The sequence below is a fragment of the Cryptosporangium arvum DSM 44712 genome, assembly GCF_000585375.1.
GTDB lineage: Bacteria > Actinomycetota > Actinomycetes > Mycobacteriales > Cryptosporangiaceae > Cryptosporangium > Cryptosporangium arvum.
On record NZ_KK073874.1, the window covers coordinates 8,915,858 to 8,930,094 of the forward strand.

The window sequence follows — 14,237 nt, forward strand, 5'->3', positions numbered from 1 at the left end:
GCCTTACCCGGAGGCCGCGCGACGGCGTCCGGGGTCGCTGAAGCGTTCGTGCGCGGACTGTTTGGTGACGCCGAGCGCCGTCCCGATCTCGGCCCACGACGAACCGTTCGCGCGGGCGGCGTCGACGGCCTGCTGCAGCAGTGGGCGGTGCCATCGCTCGATCGCAGCGAGCACTCCGAGCGCCTGCTTCGGGTGCTCCCGCGCCAGGTCAGTGAGGTCCTCGCGCAGACCGTCGGAGCGGTTGAGCAGCCAGTCCGGAGGCATCACCGCAGCGACCGCACCAATGTGGACGCCCCAGTCGGCGGACGCGCTCCAGGTGGCGGCGTCGCCCGGCGGGTACTCGGTGGGCCCCACCCAGCCGCAGGTGCACACCGCACGGACCCCCGACGCGCCGGGCGCCGCCGATCCGGTGTGCCCGAGGAGTGACGCGAACATGGCTCCATCCTATGGCCGTCAGGCTTCCCTGTCGAATGCGGTCAGGATATCCTGACCGCATGTCGTTACCTGAGCTCTTCGGGGCCGCGCTCCCGGCCGAGCCCGACCGGCCCGCGCTGATCTATCACGACGACTCCACCGGGGAGCGCACTGAACTCACCGTGCGTGAGCTCAGCGGATGGGCGGCCCGTACGGCCGGGCTCCTGCACTCCGGGTGCGGTCTGCGGATCGGTGATCGAGCGGCCGTGCTGCTCCCGCCGCACTGGCTCACCGCGGGCATCCTGCTCGGCGCGTGGGCCGCCGGGGTCTCGGTCTCCTACCGGCCGTGGTCGACCGCGGGCCTCGGCCGACCTGACGACGGACCGCTGGGCGCTAGCTTCGTCAGCGCCGCGCGCCTCGGCAGCTGGCTCGACCGACCACCACCGGCCCGGCACCGCTTCGTCCTGGCCGCCCGGGGGGTGCACCCCGGCTATCGCGACTACCTCGTCGAATCGAAACGGTTCAGCGACACGCTGCCGTCCTCCGCGCCGCTGCGCTGGACCGACGCCGCCACCGCCGACGGCACCACCTACCGGCAGTGGGGCGCACTCGCCGTGGAGATCGCCGCCCAGCTGGGCCTCCGGGCCGGCGACCGGCTCCTCGTCGACGCCGCGACCTTCGAACAGCCGGTGCACTGGCTGCTCGCGCCGCTCGCGGCCAGTGCGTCGGTGGTGGTCTGCGCGCACCTCGACCGGACCCGGCTGGACGAGCTGACAACCGCGGAGGGCGTCACGCACACCCTGGTGTAGGGTTCGGCGACCGCGAACGACCCGAGGAGGTGAGACCCATTACCGCTGGAATTGGTTGGGGCTCCCACTTGGTCGATCGCCGATCGGCCTGACGGGAGCTGTTTCCCGAAAGGTACGAACGTGCAGAAATTCGCTTTGAACGACGTCACCGGCACCCTCTGGACGCCCGTTGACGAGCCCAAAGCCTGGGTGCTCGTCGCCCACGGCGGCGGCCAGCACAGCCAGGCTCCGGGCGTCGTCGCCCGCGCCGAGCACTTCGTCAGCACGCTGGGGTGCGGCGTGCTCGCCCTCGACGCTCCCGGCCACGGCGGCCGGCCGACCGACGAGGGCGCGATGGACGAGATCCGGCGGCGGAAGGCGGCCGGCGAGCCGATCGGCCCGCTCATCGCCGCGATGAACGCCGAGCGCGCCGCGCAGGCCGTGCCCGAGTGGCGCGCGGCGCTCGACGAGTTGGCGATCACCACCCCCGTCGGGTTCTGGGGCGTCTCGCTCGGCACCGCGATCGGCGTCCCGCTCGTCGCTTCGGAGCCACGGATCACCTGCGCGGTGCTCGGGCTGCTCGGCCCGGTCGACGGGGCCGCCGACATCCACGTCCCGGTCGAGTTCCTCGTGCAGTGGGACGACGAGCTCGTGCCCCGCGCGAACGCCCTGGCGCTGTTCGAGGCCCTCGGCTCGGCCGAGAAGACGCTGCACGCCAACCCGGGCCGCCACGTCGAGGTGCCCCGCTTCGAGATCGAGTCCGCCGAGCGCTTCTTCCGCCGCCACTTCTGACGACGACCGGGCGCGCCGCCGACTCAACCGGCGGCGCGTCCGGCGACCAGCGGCAGGTACACCTCGTCGACGATCTCGACCAGGACGTCGTCGGGCACGGTGGGTACGCCCCGGGTGACGAACTCGTTGCGCAGCAGCACGATCGCCACCGTCGCCACGCGCGGGTGCAACGCCTCCGGCGCGGCCTCACCGCGTGCAACCGCCCGCCCCAGCATCACCAGCCACATCGCGCCCTGGGTGTCGTCGGGCCGTTCCCCCAGCAGCTCGGTCACACCCCCGGCCGCGGCCAGGAGATCACGCAGGATCACCCCGAGCGGCGAGCTCAGATGCCGGTTCGCCCGGCGGAGCGTCTCCAGCGCGTCCTCCCGGAGGCTGCCGGTGTCCGGCGGCTCGATCGCCCTGGCCATCTGTTTGTAGGCGGCGAGACCGAGCGCGACACGATCGGGCCAGCGTCGATAGATGGCGTTCTTGTTGGTGCCCGCGCGCTGCGCGACCCGGTCCATCGTGAGGCCGGCGAAGCCGGATTCGGTCAGCTCGTCGACGGCGGCCCGCAGGATCGCCGCCTCCAGGGCCGCGCCTCGCCGTCGGGTCTGCATGCCCCACCTTCTCACTTGACGCGTGGCCGCTCGCAAATAAGGTACGAGTAGTACCCAATAGCGGGAGGACACCATGCGCGCCAAAGGCATCACCTACGACACCGGCTTCACCCACGGCACCACACCGCGCACCGACCGCTGGATCTTGGCCGACGTTACCCGTGACCTCATCGCTGTTCGCGACGAGCTGCACTGCAACGCCGTGCGCGTCACGGGTGGCGACCCCGACCGAATCGACGCCGCCGCCCGGATCGCAGCTGAACTCGGCCTCGAAGTCTGGTACTCGCCGTACCCTTTGGAGCTGACCCACGAACAGATCCTGGTGCTCTTCGCCGACTGCGCCGAGCGGGCCGAGAAGCTCCGGTCGGGCGGCGCGGAGGTCGTGTTCGTCACCGGCGCCGAGCTGACCCTGATGAACCCCGGCTTCCTGCCCGGCGAGACGCTCGCGGAGCGGGTCCGGCCGCTGCTCACCGATCCGCGGTCGCTGGCCGGGCACCTCGCCGAGCTGACCCGGCACGTCAACGAATTCCTCGGGCAGGCGCTGGGCGTCGTCCGTGAGCGGTTCGGCGGCCGGGTCACGTACGCGGCCGTTCAGCTCGAACGCGTCAACTGGGACCCGTTCGACATCGTCTCGGTGGATCTCTACCGCACGGCCGAGATCGCGGACCGATTCGTCGACGGTGTTCGCGCCTACGCGGCGTTCGAGAAGCCGTTGGCGATCACCGAGTTCGGAGCCGCGACGTTCCGCGGTGCTGCCGACCGGGGAGCCCGCGGGCTGGAGATCGTGGTGAACGACCCCGAGACCGCCGAGCCACTGCACCTGGACGGCGTCTACGAGCGCGACGAGGCCGGCCAGGCCGAGGCGATCCGCGAACTACTCGAGATCTTCGACGCCGAGGGGGTCGACAGCACGTTCGTGTTCGCGTTCGGCCTCCGCGACTACCCGCACCGCCCGGACGGCGACCCCCGCGACGACCTCGACCGGGCCAGCTACGGCGTCGTCAAACCGTTCGAGGACGGGCACTGGGAGCCGAAGGTCGCGTTCCACACGATCGCCGAGCACTACGGGAGCTGACCGGTCGACGCCCGGCGGACCAAGCGCCACGCGTCGCGGTGGTCGGGCGCGGAGCCGCCCAGGGCGGCGGTGGCACAGGCGGCGCCCTGGTCACGCAGGGACTGGGCCACGGTCGTGAGGTCGTGCCGACGCGCAACGTCCGAATCGTCCCAACCGCTGACGCGCCGCGCCCCCTCGTCCTGGGCCGCCGCCGCCAGCTGGTCGCTCATCGCGGCGACCGCGTCGATCCCGGGGTCGGCCTCGAACAGCCGGCGGGTCATCGAGCGCGCCTCGCCCGCGTCGTTCGTCCGGCACACCCCGACGGGCACCTGCGACCAGTCGATCCCGAGCTCGATCGCCGCGTCCCGGTAACCGGCCAGCCGATCGCGGGTGACCGGATACGCGACCGTGGCCGGATCGAGCCCGGACCGCACGAACGTCTCGCGGTCCCGATCGACCGGGAAACTCAGCACCGCCGGACGCCGGGCCCCCGCGAACACCTCGACGCCCACCGCCCGCGCCGCCGTGCGGTTGTCGATACCGATCATCGTCGCACCCGCGCGCTCCGGCCCACCGTGGACGACGACCGGGCGCCGGGTGCTGAACGCGGCGGCGAGCACCGGGTCGTCGTCGGTGGTCGTCCAGACGACGTACGCGTCCACCGCCGCGGCGATCACCCGATCCGGGTCCCCGTCGCCGGTGCCGGTCGGCACGATCAGGACGCCGTATCCCCGCTCGGCACACACCTCGGCGATTCCGGCCAGGAACCGCACGGCCTGCGGGTCGTCGAACGCGTACGTGAGGTGCTCACCGAGCACCAGGCCGAGCGTGCGCGTTGCGCCGTAACGCAGGGAGCGCGCGCTGGGGTCGGGACCCCCGTACCCCAGTGAGGCCGCCACCTCGAGCACCTTCGCCCTGGTCTCGGCCGAGACGCGCTGGGGCCGGTTGTACGTGTACGACACGGTCATCGGCGACACCCCGGCGGCGCGGGCCACGTCGGTCATCGTCACTCGGGGCCGCGGTGATTGCACCCGGTGATTCTATCTGTGTAGCGTTACACACGTGCGTTACCGCCTCGCCACCGCCGCTTACCTCGCCGCCGCCGCGTTCGGTGCCTTCTGGGGTACCTGGGGCTCGGCCGTGCCCCGCGTCCGCGACCAGGCCGCTCTCGACGACGCCCAGCTGGGCACCGCGCTCCTGTTCGTCAGCGCGGGCGCGTTGCCGGCGATGCTGCTGACCGGCCGGGTGCTGGACCGGTGGGGGCTGCGCTTCACCGCGTACGCCGTGGCCTCGCTCGGCGTCGCCGGGGTGGTCGTTTCGGTGAGCGCCAACGGTCTGATCGCGCTGTGCGTCGGGCTGACGCTCGTCGGCATGACCAGCGGTGCCGCCGACGTGGCCATGAACTCGGTCGGCGGCCGGGCCGAGCAGCGATCGGGTCGGCCGATCATCACCCGCAGCGGCGCGGTGTTCTCCGCCGCGGTCGTGGTGTCCAGCCTCGGTACCGGCGCGGCCTATGCCTTCGACGCGCCGACGTGGGCTCCGTTCGCGGCCGTCCTGACCGCGTCCGCCGTCGCGGCCGCCGCCATCCGCCACGCCTTGGCCACCGACCCCGACGTTCCGGCCGCGGCCCCCGCACCCGGCGGGGTGGGCGGAGCACCGCCATCGATGGCGATCGCGCCGCTGTTGCTCGTCGGTGTGCTCGGCGCCCTCGCCTTCGCCAGTGAGAACGCCCACCAGAGCTGGGGCGCGGTCTTCCTGCAGGACGTCTTCGACACCGGCCCCGGCATCGGCGCGCTCGCTCCGGCGGCGTTCGCGGCGGTGGTCGCGATCACGCGCTTCGGGGCGAGCACGCTGAGCCCGCGGCACGCCCGCAGGGTGCTCGTCCTCGGCGCCGTCGTCGCCGCCGCGGGTGCCGCCGTCGTCGCCCGCGCCCCCTCGGTGCCGGTCGCGCTGGCCGGCCTCGTTCTCGCCGCCGCCGGCACCGCCGCGCTCTTCCCGACGCTCCTGAGCATCGTGTCGCGCAACGTCGTCGAGTCCTCCCGGGGTCGCGCGACGTCGCTCGTCACCGTCGTGTCCTACCTGGGCTTCCTTCTCGGACCGGTCTACGTCGGGCTCTGGGCGTCCGCGACCAGCCTGCGCGGCGCGATGATCTCGGTGGCCGCGCTCGGCGTCGCGCTGGCGGTGTCGACCCTGCCCCTGCTCACGCTGAGCCGGTACACGATCACCAGCCCACCGGTGCCGGCGACGAGCGATCCCGCCGTCAGAGCGGAATCGGATCGGCGAACACCGGGTCGCTGACCGACTCGTGCGCCAACCGCAGGTCGAACTCACGCAGTCGCGGCTCGCGACCACCCGTTCCGGCCGGCCAGGCGTGGTACCGCAGCACTCGGGGGTCACCGCCGGATCCTCGGCGCAACACGTCGAGCACGAACGTGGTCAGGCTCTTCGCGTCGTCGTCGGTCCCGGCCGGAACCGTCATTCCGGGTAGTCCGTTGCGGGCACGGGACTCGGTCAGGCCGGCCTCGCCCACCTCGACATGCGCCTCGTCGGCGGCGAACCATCCCTGGAGCAGCGGCAGGTCGTCGTCGCGGTCCGCGCGCGTGATCCGCCAGACGATCGTCGGCAGGTACGGCACGAGCATCGGCTGATCGACGATCAGCGACCGGAACACCCCGCGGAGCCGACGCGCGAACGTGGTCCAGTTCGGGGTCGGCTCGATCGCGTAGAACCGGACGTCGTCCGTGGCCGCCGTCCGGTCGGGCTCCAACCACCAGTCGTCCGGCGGCTCGAAGTCCTGCCACTCGGATCGCCACTCGAGCTCGGCCTCCGCATGCCGCCGCGGCACGAGTGTCAGCAGGAACTTCCGCCGTCCGGCCGGCTCGAGCTGCACCCGCGTGTCCGGTGAGAACCAGCGGACCATCGCTCCGCTCCCGCCGACGAGCGGTGGCGGACCGAGCACCTCGGCCGCCACCGCGATCGCGCCGCGCACCGCGGCCAGCTGGTTCTCCTCCGGCACGGCGAACACGGCCTGGACGACGCCGAAGTCGACCCCGGCCGACCGGTCGTCGCCAGCCATGAATTCGACTCGCGTCGCCTCGCCGAACGTCAACGAGGACCGTGTCGACATCAGCTCGTCGGAGTCGCGGCCGAGCTGGTCGATCAACGGATCGATCTCAGCGTGCGACCACCGGCCGTAGTCGTGCCGCACCAGGGTCCGGATCACTTCGTCGCTGTGCACGGGCGCATGATGGCAAGTCGCCGCAAACGCTCACTCACGAGCGACGTCGGCGACCGCGAGCGCGATGTTGTCCGGCGCCCCCGCGTCGAGAGCGAGCTGGAGCAGCCGTCCCACCACCCGTTCCGGAGTGGCGTCCGCGCGCAGTGCGGCGTGCAGACGCACCCGGTCGACGACCGCGGACAGTCCGTCCGTGCACAGCAGGTACCGGTCCCCGGGGAGTGCGGTGCGCACCGCGAGGTCGGCTCCGGGTTCACCGGCGCCGAGCGCCCGGGTCAGCAGCGCCCGATCCGGGTGGGCGGCGGCACCGGCCAGGTCGAGTTTGCCCTGGTCGATCTGGGACTGCACCCAGGTGTGGTCGGCCGTGAGCTGGAACAGTTCGCCGCCCCGCACCAGGTACGCGCGGCTGTCGCCGACGTGCACCAGCGCCAGCTGCGAGCCGGCCCGCAGCAGAGCGGTGAGCGTCGTCGCGGCTCCCGGCTCCAGCACCCGTTCGACGTCGGCCACGGCCCCGGCGAGCCGGGTGAGCAGCTCGACCGCCGACCCGGGGCTCGGTGACAGGGCCGTCAGCGCACCGATGGCGGCGGCGCTGGCCGCGGCACCACCCTCGCCCCGGACCCCGTCGGCCACCGCGAGCAGCCGCTCGTCCGCGTGAACGGCGTCCTCGTTCGTGGTTCGAACCTTTCCGGCCTCGCACGCGGAGGCGGAACGAAAAGCGGTCATGGCGGTCCTCCCGGACATCTTCTCGACGAGGAGGGCGGCCGTACGCGCCCGATCGGCGGTCTCGGCCGTCACCCGGTCCCAGTACGCACCAACGGCCTCGGCCGCCGCCGGAGCGTCGAGCGCGCACACCGCGCGGACCTCGGCCAGCGGCATCCCGATCCGCCGCAGCTCGACGATGAGCTCAGCGGCGGGCAGCTGCGCGGGGTCGTAGAACCGGTACCCCGTCTCGGGGTCGACGGCCGCGGGCGGCAACAACCCCGACTCGTCGTAGAGCCGCAGGGCTTTCGGCGTCAGGCCGGCCGCTCGAGCGAATTCTCCGATCGTGTAGAGCCGCACGTCACCGTCCTCCTCGCGCCGGCCGTGGTGACCGGCCCGGGTCACGCTGGTGCTTCCCCTTCGGTCAAGGTCAAGAGGGTTCCGACCCGAGTGATGAACTCACGCAGGTTGGGCTCGGTGGTCCGGGCGATCGCCTCGGGAACGCTCAGCCACTCCAGCTCGGCGCCGGGCTTCTCCGGACGGACGTCCTCCGGGGTGGCCGTCGCGAGGACGAAGCGCACGTCGACGTGCTCGTGCGCCGGTTCGCCCTTCCCGGCCGCCACCGGCACGACGACGACGTGGCGCAACCCGGCATCGGGCCAGGGCACCAGGTCGGTGAGGCCGGTCTCCTCGAGCCCTTCGCGCAGGGCGATCGACAGCGGGTCGGCCTCGCCCGGGTCGGCGTGACCACCGATCTGCAGCCAGGCCTGCTGGCGGGCGTGCCACCGCAGGAGCACGCGCCGGGTCGCGGGATCCACCACCAGCGCCGACGCGGTGACGTGCACGGGTGTGCCACGGGACCAGGGGTCGGTGCTGTTCGCCAAGGTCAGCGCACGTTCGTGGTCGGCCTTCTCGACGTCGTCCCTCGGCTGGTAGTCGGCGAGCACGGTGACCAGTTCGGCGTCCATGCCCGGCACGGTAACCGGTCGGATTTTCGCGTGCCCACGTCGAATCGGACATGGTGTACTGCCCCATGGATTTCGGCCGGCCGATCGATGTGCGCCCGATGTTTCCCGTGGAACGGGCAGAGTTGCTGGCGCTGCTCGGCACGCTCGACGAGGACGCGTGGCACACCCCGACGCCGTGCCCCGGGTGGAACGTCCACGATCTCGCGGCACACGTCGTCCACGACTACCTGCGGCGACTGTCGGGGGGCCGGGACGGGTGGTCGGGCGGCTGGATCCCGGTGCCCGACGCCGATCTCGCCCCGGTCCTCAACCAGGCGAACGAGGATTTTGTCGCGGCGGCGCGTGGGCTCAGCCCTCGGGTGCTGCTCGGGTTGCTGGCCGGATTCGGACCCCAGTTGGACGCGTACTGGGCGTCCTCCGACCTGGACGCTCCCGGTTTACCGGTGTCCTGGGTGGCGCCGGACGTGCCCGCCCCGACCTGGCTCGACGTCGCTCGCGAATACACCGAGTTCTGGGTGCATCAACAGCAGATCCGGGCCGCGGTCGGCCGTCCGGGGGCCGACTCGCGTCAGCTGGTGCACCCGGTCGTCGACGCGTTCCTGCGTGCCCTTCCCCGAGCGCTCGACGGGGCCGCGCGCTCGTCGGTGACCGTATGGGTGACGTCGCCGATCGACGAGGCCTGGACCGCCCGCCGGAACGCCGAGGGCTGGTCCGTGCGGCCGGGCTCGGACCCGTCGCCCGACGCGCGCCTGGAGCTCGCTCCGGAGACGCTGTGGCAGGTCGCGACCCGCGGTATCGAGCCGTCCGAAGCTCGGGAACGCACGAAGGTCGACGGCGACCCGTCCCTGGCCGTCGCCGCACTCAGCCTGGTGTCGATCGTGCGCTAGGACTCGCTCCAAACGCCGAGCTCGTTGCCGCTCGGGTCGGCGAAGTGGAAGCGTCGTCCGCCGGGGAACGCGTACGGCTCGACGGCGACGGTGCCGCCGGCCGCCCGGACCGCCTCGACGGACGCGTCCAGGTCCGTGGAGAAGAGCAGGACGAGCGGGCCGCCGCCGCTCGGGGCCTTGTCGTCGAGGCGCAGCCCGCCGACCTCGGTCCCGTTCGACCCGCGGATGCCCGAGTACTGCGGCCCGTAGTCGTTGAACTCCCACCCGAACGCCTCGGCGTAGAAGCGCTTCGCTCGCTCGAGGTCGGTGACTCCCAGTTCGACGTAGTCGATGGCGTGATGCTCAGACATGCGCGTTACCTTTTCGTCGGTTCACCCGTCAGGGGGCGTAACGATCAAATCCTGACGGAACTCGTCGCGGCCTGGCGGGAGGCCACGGTCTTCACCGACGCCGAACGCGCTGCGCTGGAGTTGACCGAGGAGGGCACCCGCATCGCCGACAGCGCCGACGGGGTCAGCGACGAGGTGTGGGCGAACGCCGCGAAGAACTACGACGAGGACCAGCTCGGCGCGCTCGTGTCGCTGATCGCCGCGATCACCGCGTTCAGCCGGCTGAACGTCATCGTTCGCCAGCCGGCCGGGAGCTACCAGCCGGGCCAGTTCGCCGGGGCTTACTGACCGCGAACGCCAGCCCCAGGATCCCGAGCGTGACGACGGTCAGCAGCGCGCTGACCGTCGACCGCTCCAACCAGAACGGAAGTTCCGTCGGCATCGACATCCAGTAGGACCGGGTCGCGAGGTGGATGAGCGGTTCGGCCGCGAGCAGCGCCACCGCGGGCAGCGTCACCACGCCGACCCACAGCCCGCGCCGATCCCGGCGGAGCAGCAGCCACCCGGCCACCGCGTTCGCGATGAACAGGAACGACGGCGCCACCACCGCGAAGGCGGTCGGCGCCACCCAGTTGTACGACCAGTAGTGCGCGAGGTCGAGGCGCATCACCGGCACGATCGGCACGGCGGCGACCAACACCGGCACCCATCGCGTCACCCGGCCCGGGCGGGACGGCAGCGCCAACGCGAGGACGCCGAGCGCCGCGTGCGGAAGGAGCGCCACGAACGACGGTGGCGATTGGCTGAACCAGCCACCGCCCGGCCCCACGACTGCCGTAGCCACCAGCCACACCGGTTTGGCCACGACCATCAGCACGAGCGACACCGCGATCAACCGCCGGCACCACCGGCCGGGGGCGACGGCGAACACGACCGCGGCAGCCAACCAGGCGATCCAGGCGAACGCCGCCACCGACTGGAACACACGGGACGGGCCGACCGGGGGGTAGTCGTCGAGCGTGGGCGTGAACTCGATCGCGAGCAGCCAGATCGTCGCCAGCATCGATCCGGTCGCCAGCGCCAGCACCGCGGCGACCGGCAGCGCACCGGTGAACCCGGACGCCTGGCGGACCCGTAAGTGCTGCCGCGCCCCGCCGACGAGCAGGTCAGCGGTGTCCCGGGGGCCGGGCCGGCTGCGGCCGGGCTCAACCGTGTCCAGGTAGGTGTCGACGAGTTCGTCGCCCCGTTCGGCGCGGTAGTCCGCCGGGTAGGCGAGCAGCAGCCGACGGTACCGCTGTTCCAGGCGGGTTCGCTGTTCCGGCTCGTTCATGCGAGGCCTCCCGCCGGAGCCCAACCCGACGCCTTCAGCCGGGACGTCGCGGCAGCCAGGTTGCGACGCATGCGCTCGGTCTCGGCGCCGAGCACGTTCAAGCCCTCGTCGGTGAGCCGGTAGTAGCGACGGAGGCGCCCGTCCACCACCTCTTCGTGGTCGGGCGCCACCAGCCCGTCGTCGGAGAGTCGGTCGAGCGCGCCGTAGAGGGTGCCCGGCCGCAAGGTGATCCGCCCTTCGGAGAGCTCGCTCACCTCGGTGATCAGCCCGTATCCGTGCAACGGCTCTCTGGCTAGCGCGGTGAGGATCAGGAACGTCGGCTCCCGCAGCGGCGTCGTCATGGCCGCCAATATATCGGCTGCGAAGATATACCGCTAGCGATGACACCGGGCGGACGGGGCGCTCCGCCGTTCGCCTGCCGGCCGGCCTTCAGGCGGGACGCTTGGGCAGCTCGAAGTGGCGCGGGCATCGAGCGGACCCGACCGCGGTGAGTGGAAATCGAATTCGTCGATCGTATTGATTTCTTTCCGGGTCGGTGGCAATAATCAGTTGGCGGTCGATCCGAAAGGCTCTATCGTCTTCATCGACACCGAGAACGACGAACACTTCAGGGAGCACACCATGTGGGGCGACGCCAACATCGCGCAGCAGCGAATTCCGCTGCTCGGCGAGGGTTGCCCGAGCATGGAGCGACCCTCCTACCGTCTGTACGTCGAACACCGGAAACGGTGGCGAAGCCAGCGCTGACGCGCTCCGCTCACGCCGCCCTTCCCGCCGGGAACGGGCGGTTTCTTTTTGCCCGGCAATTGTTTCTCAGCGCTGCCCGAAATCATTTCTCGCTATGGGTGTAGCTCAATTCGGTAGAGCGCCGGTCTCCAAAACCGGAGGTCGCGGGTTCGATTCCTGCCGCCCATGCACCGACCCCGGCCAGCCGGCGGTCACGACGCTTGAAAACTGCACAGCGGATGGCACAGATTGACGCCGGGACCTCGTCGCGCACACCGCGGCGAGCCCGGCGGAGCTGGAGCGAGGGAGACGGCTAACCCGTCCGCCTTGGAAGCGGAAGACACCTGGTTCGACTCCAGGGCTCCAGACTCGATCCCCGTAGCTCAGCGGATCAGAGCACCAGACTACGAATCTGGGGGTCGGCGGTTCGAATCCGTCCGGGGATACGCCTCTCTAGCGGTACGCCTCTCTAGCTCAGCGAGAAGAGCACGCGGTTGAAGCCCGCGGGGTCGCAGGTTCGAGTCCTGCGGGAGGCACGCGAACGAACGCCCGTGAGGTTGCGGCAGGTCAGACCACTGGACTCTCACTCCAGAGGACCGGGTTCGACCCCCGGACGGGCGACGCAACCCGGCCTCGCACCCCGAGGCCGCAGCCTGGGTCCACAGCCTGGGTCACAGCCCGAGGCCGCAGCCCGAGGCCATAGCCCGGACCCTAGTCCGGACGGACCCGATCAGTAGGGCGGGCCCGTTAGCCCGAACGGACCCAAGCAGCAGGGCCGGTCCGTTAGCCCGAACGGACCCAAGCAGCAGGGCCGGTCCATTGGCCCGAACGGACCCAAGCAGCAGGGCCGGTCCATTGGCCCGAACGGACCCAAGCAGCAGGGCCGGTCCGTTAGCCCGAACGGACCCGAGCAGCAGGGCCGGTCCATTGGCCAGAACGGGCCCGAGCAGCAGGGCGGGCCTTGATAGCCCGAGGCTGCGGCATGGGCCCCGTCAGCCGAGTCCCGCAGCGGGTCCGAGCGGCAGAACTGGGCCTCTCGGCCCTGGCCCCATCACGGACCTCTTGGTCCGAGGCGGCAGCGCAGGCCCTGGTAGCTCAAGGTCCGTAGCACGGGCCGGTCAGCCCAAGACCCCGTGCACGGGTCGGTCAGCCCAAGACCCCGTGCACAGACCCGTCAGCCCAAGACCCCGTGCACAGACCCGTCAGCCCCAAGGCCCTTTGCGCGGACCCGAGCAGCAGGGCGGGCTCTTTAGCCGAACGCCGCGGCACGAGCCCATCGGCCCGAGCGACGGAACCCGCCCCGGTAGCCCAAACGGCAGAGGCGGCCCGCTCAAACCGGGTCCAGTGTGGGTTCGAATCCCACCCGGGGCTCCAACACGCGGCGATAGCTCAGCACTTCAGAGCATCGCGTAGCCAAACACCGAGGGGCCGCACCGAAGTACATACGCGCTGAACTAGCGCCGGGGCGAACTTTGGAACCCCTCCGGCGCGCAGCCCAGCGCCTCTGTTCCGGGCGACGGTGAAGCCGGCCACCCCGGACAAGTCCCGGCGGTACGACGATCACTCCTCGCTAGAGAAACGCTCCCAGGCCGACTGGCGAGCGATGCCGAGAGACTCGCCGATCCTGATCCAGGTGACACCGCGACGGCGCAGTTCCTGGACCCAGGAGCGCAGCTCGGTCTCGGAACGATCGATGTGCGCGCTGACCCGAGGAATGTGGCTGAGCATCACGTCGTCAGTCAGCGACTCCCAGATCGGCACTCGCGGCACCGACGGCGTATCGGTGCTGCTCTCGATCACCATGGTGGCCAGCGCAACGCACTCGTTGCAGATGTAGACGCCGGGGCCGGCGACGATCTTCTCGACGTCGGTGCTGGGCTTGCTGCAGAAAGAACACGCGAGTTCGAGCGTTGTCATCTGACTCCTCCTCGACTGTCAGGGCGACCCTGACGACGGTAGAGGTGTCAGGAAAAGCCTGACAACCATTTCGTCAGGATGATCCTGACGAATCATGGTCCGACGCCTCCTCGCAACTCAAGGTGGCGTTCGAGCCGGAGGCGTGCACGACCGCATCGAAAAGCTCCACTCCCGAGCGGCTGGCCGAGCGCCGAGATCAGGACACGCGTCGGCTCGGACCGTGCTGTCAGCCCAGCACGCGCTCGAGCCAGAGCCAAGCCGGCCAACGTGTCGCCAGCGCTTCGACGTCCTCGGCAGCGGGCGGTTCACACCCCGTGATCCTCGAAGCATCCATCTTCGCCCTCGTAGCCCAACGGCAGAGGCACGACGTTGAGGACGTCGCCAGTGCGCGTTCGAATCGCGCCGAGGGCACGCAAGCCCGGATAGCCCAACGGGAGAGGCACGCGGCTCAGACCCGCGCCAGTGCGCGTTCGAATCGCGCTCCGGGTACCACGACCAGCCG

16 protein-coding genes, 8 tRNA genes and 1 pseudogene are annotated in these 14,237 nt (G+C 71.2%); 15 read left to right on the forward strand and 10 right to left on the reverse strand.

What is annotated here, in order from left to right:
• Positions 1–3: 3 nt before the first annotated feature.
• Positions 4–435: a hypothetical protein gene (locus CRYAR_RS40830; protein ID WP_035858920.1), complete on the reverse strand. Its 432-nt coding sequence runs from the start codon at positions 433–435 to the stop codon at positions 4–6.
• Between the two features lie 59 nt (positions 436–494).
• On the opposite strand from CRYAR_RS40830, the gene CRYAR_RS40835 reads away from it, so the two are divergent.
• A complete protein-coding gene (locus CRYAR_RS40835; protein WP_157018489.1) occupies positions 495–1,223 on the forward strand; it encodes a TIGR03089 family protein in 729 nt (242 codons plus the stop codon).
• Between the two features lie 120 nt (positions 1,224–1,343).
• Positions 1,344–1,994, forward strand: coding sequence for an alpha/beta hydrolase (locus CRYAR_RS40840; protein WP_051571712.1), 651 nt, complete (start codon positions 1,344–1,346; stop codon positions 1,992–1,994).
• A 23-nt stretch (positions 1,995–2,017) separates the two neighbouring features.
• Here the strand turns inward: CRYAR_RS40840 and CRYAR_RS40845 are convergent, their stop codons facing one another.
• Positions 2,018–2,590: a TetR/AcrR family transcriptional regulator gene (locus tag CRYAR_RS40845; protein WP_035858927.1), complete on the reverse strand. Its 573-nt coding sequence runs from the start codon at positions 2,588–2,590 to the stop codon at positions 2,018–2,020.
• Between the two features lie 73 nt (positions 2,591–2,663).
• Here CRYAR_RS40845 and CRYAR_RS40850 point away from each other — a divergent pair, with 73 nt between their 5' ends.
• On the forward strand, positions 2,664–3,665 hold the full coding sequence (locus CRYAR_RS40850; RefSeq protein ID WP_035858930.1) for a glycoside hydrolase family 113 protein: 1,002 nt from the start codon (positions 2,664–2,666) through the stop codon (positions 3,663–3,665).
• Here the strand turns inward: CRYAR_RS40850 and CRYAR_RS40855 are convergent.
• Positions 3,653–4,675: a LacI family DNA-binding transcriptional regulator gene (locus CRYAR_RS40855; protein ID WP_211247886.1), complete on the reverse strand. Its 1,023-nt coding sequence runs from the start codon at positions 4,673–4,675 to the stop codon at positions 3,653–3,655. The genes CRYAR_RS40850 and CRYAR_RS40855 overlap by 13 nt on opposite strands.
• Before the next feature lie 31 nt (positions 4,676–4,706).
• Between CRYAR_RS40855 and CRYAR_RS40860 the strand changes: the two genes are divergently transcribed.
• Entirely contained in the window at positions 4,707–5,942 is a 1,236-nt protein-coding gene (locus CRYAR_RS40860; RefSeq protein WP_051571714.1) for an MFS transporter, read from the forward strand.
• On the opposite strand, the gene CRYAR_RS40865 is transcribed toward CRYAR_RS40860, so the two are convergent.
• Genes CRYAR_RS40865 through CRYAR_RS40875 form a run of 3 tightly spaced genes read right to left on the reverse strand, consistent with a single transcriptional unit; the run spans position 5,905 to position 8,546 of the window.
• Positions 5,905–6,882: a hypothetical protein gene (locus tag CRYAR_RS40865; RefSeq protein ID WP_035858934.1), complete on the reverse strand. Its 978-nt coding sequence runs from the start codon at positions 6,880–6,882 to the stop codon at positions 5,905–5,907. The genes CRYAR_RS40860 and CRYAR_RS40865 overlap by 38 nt on opposite strands.
• Positions 6,883–6,912: 30 nt before the next feature.
• On the reverse strand, positions 6,913–7,938 hold the full coding sequence (locus CRYAR_RS40870; protein WP_035869927.1) for a MerR family transcriptional regulator: 1,026 nt from the start codon (positions 7,936–7,938) through the stop codon (positions 6,913–6,915).
• Between the two features lie 41 nt (positions 7,939–7,979).
• The gene (locus tag CRYAR_RS40875) at positions 7,980–8,546 is read right to left on the reverse strand and encodes an NUDIX hydrolase (RefSeq protein WP_035858936.1); all 567 of its coding nucleotides are present in this window, start codon (positions 8,544–8,546) and stop codon (positions 7,980–7,982) included.
• A gap of 98 nt (positions 8,547–8,644) precedes the next feature.
• On the opposite strand from CRYAR_RS40875, the gene CRYAR_RS40880 reads away from it, so the two are divergent.
• Entirely contained in the window at positions 8,645–9,433 is a 789-nt protein-coding gene (locus CRYAR_RS40880; RefSeq protein WP_342673844.1) for a maleylpyruvate isomerase family mycothiol-dependent enzyme, read from the forward strand.
• Here the strand turns inward: CRYAR_RS40880 and CRYAR_RS40885 are convergent.
• Entirely contained in the window at positions 9,430–9,783 is a 354-nt protein-coding gene (locus CRYAR_RS40885) for a VOC family protein (RefSeq protein WP_035858943.1), read from the reverse strand. The two genes, CRYAR_RS40880 and CRYAR_RS40885, sit on opposite strands and share 4 nt — an antisense overlap.
• A 60-nt stretch (positions 9,784–9,843) precedes the next feature.
• On the opposite strand from CRYAR_RS40885, the pseudogene CRYAR_RS40890 reads away from it, so the two are divergent.
• Positions 9,844–10,110 (forward strand): annotated as a pseudogene (locus tag CRYAR_RS40890) (carboxymuconolactone decarboxylase family protein); the annotation flags it as partial.
• Here CRYAR_RS40890 and CRYAR_RS44390 read toward each other — a convergent pair.
• Positions 10,052–11,092, reverse strand: a complete 1,041-nt coding sequence (locus CRYAR_RS44390) for a hypothetical protein (protein ID WP_051571716.1) — start codon at positions 11,090–11,092, stop codon at positions 10,052–10,054. The pseudogene CRYAR_RS40890 and the gene CRYAR_RS44390 overlap by 59 nt on opposite strands.
• Positions 11,089–11,433, reverse strand: coding sequence for a PadR family transcriptional regulator (locus CRYAR_RS40900; RefSeq protein WP_035858946.1), 345 nt, complete (start codon positions 11,431–11,433; stop codon positions 11,089–11,091). The genes CRYAR_RS44390 and CRYAR_RS40900 overlap by 4 nt, the downstream gene beginning before the upstream one ends.
• Before the next feature lie 115 nt (positions 11,434–11,548).
• Here CRYAR_RS40900 and CRYAR_RS40905 point away from each other — a divergent pair, with 115 nt between their 5' ends.
• The 7 genes from CRYAR_RS40905 (at position 11,549) to CRYAR_RS40925 (ending at position 13,192) form a co-directional block, all read left to right on the forward strand.
• Positions 11,549–11,839, forward strand: coding sequence for a hypothetical protein (locus tag CRYAR_RS40905; protein ID WP_157018491.1), 291 nt, complete (start codon positions 11,549–11,551; stop codon positions 11,837–11,839).
• Positions 11,840–11,933: 94 nt separating this feature from the next.
• Positions 11,934–12,007, forward strand: a tRNA-Trp gene (locus CRYAR_RS40910).
• A gap of 106 nt (positions 12,008–12,113) precedes the next feature.
• Positions 12,114–12,186, forward strand: a tRNA-Pro gene (locus tag CRYAR_RS47850).
• 4 nt (positions 12,187–12,190) lie between these two features.
• Positions 12,191–12,264 (forward strand) — tRNA-Arg (locus CRYAR_RS40915).
• A gap of 17 nt (positions 12,265–12,281) precedes the next feature.
• Positions 12,282–12,354, forward strand: a tRNA-Phe gene (locus CRYAR_RS40920).
• Positions 12,355–12,364: 10 nt separating this feature from the next.
• Positions 12,365–12,439: transfer RNA gene (locus CRYAR_RS47855), tRNA-Glu, on the forward strand.
• Positions 12,440–13,115: 676 nt separating this feature from the next.
• Positions 13,116–13,192 (forward strand) — tRNA-Leu (locus tag CRYAR_RS40925).
• Positions 13,193–13,378: 186 nt separating this feature from the next.
• Here the strand turns inward: CRYAR_RS40925 and CRYAR_RS40930 are convergent.
• Complete coding sequence (locus CRYAR_RS40930; RefSeq protein ID WP_035858953.1) at positions 13,379–13,735, reverse strand: ClpX C4-type zinc finger protein; 357 nt, start codon at positions 13,733–13,735, stop codon at positions 13,379–13,381.
• A 338-nt stretch (positions 13,736–14,073) separates the two neighbouring features.
• Between CRYAR_RS40930 and CRYAR_RS40935 the strand changes: the two genes are divergently transcribed.
• A tRNA-Leu gene (locus CRYAR_RS40935) sits at positions 14,074–14,146 on the forward strand.
• 5 nt (positions 14,147–14,151) lie between these two features.
• Positions 14,152–14,227: transfer RNA gene (locus tag CRYAR_RS40940), tRNA-Leu, on the forward strand.
• Positions 14,228–14,237 lie beyond the last annotated feature (10 nt).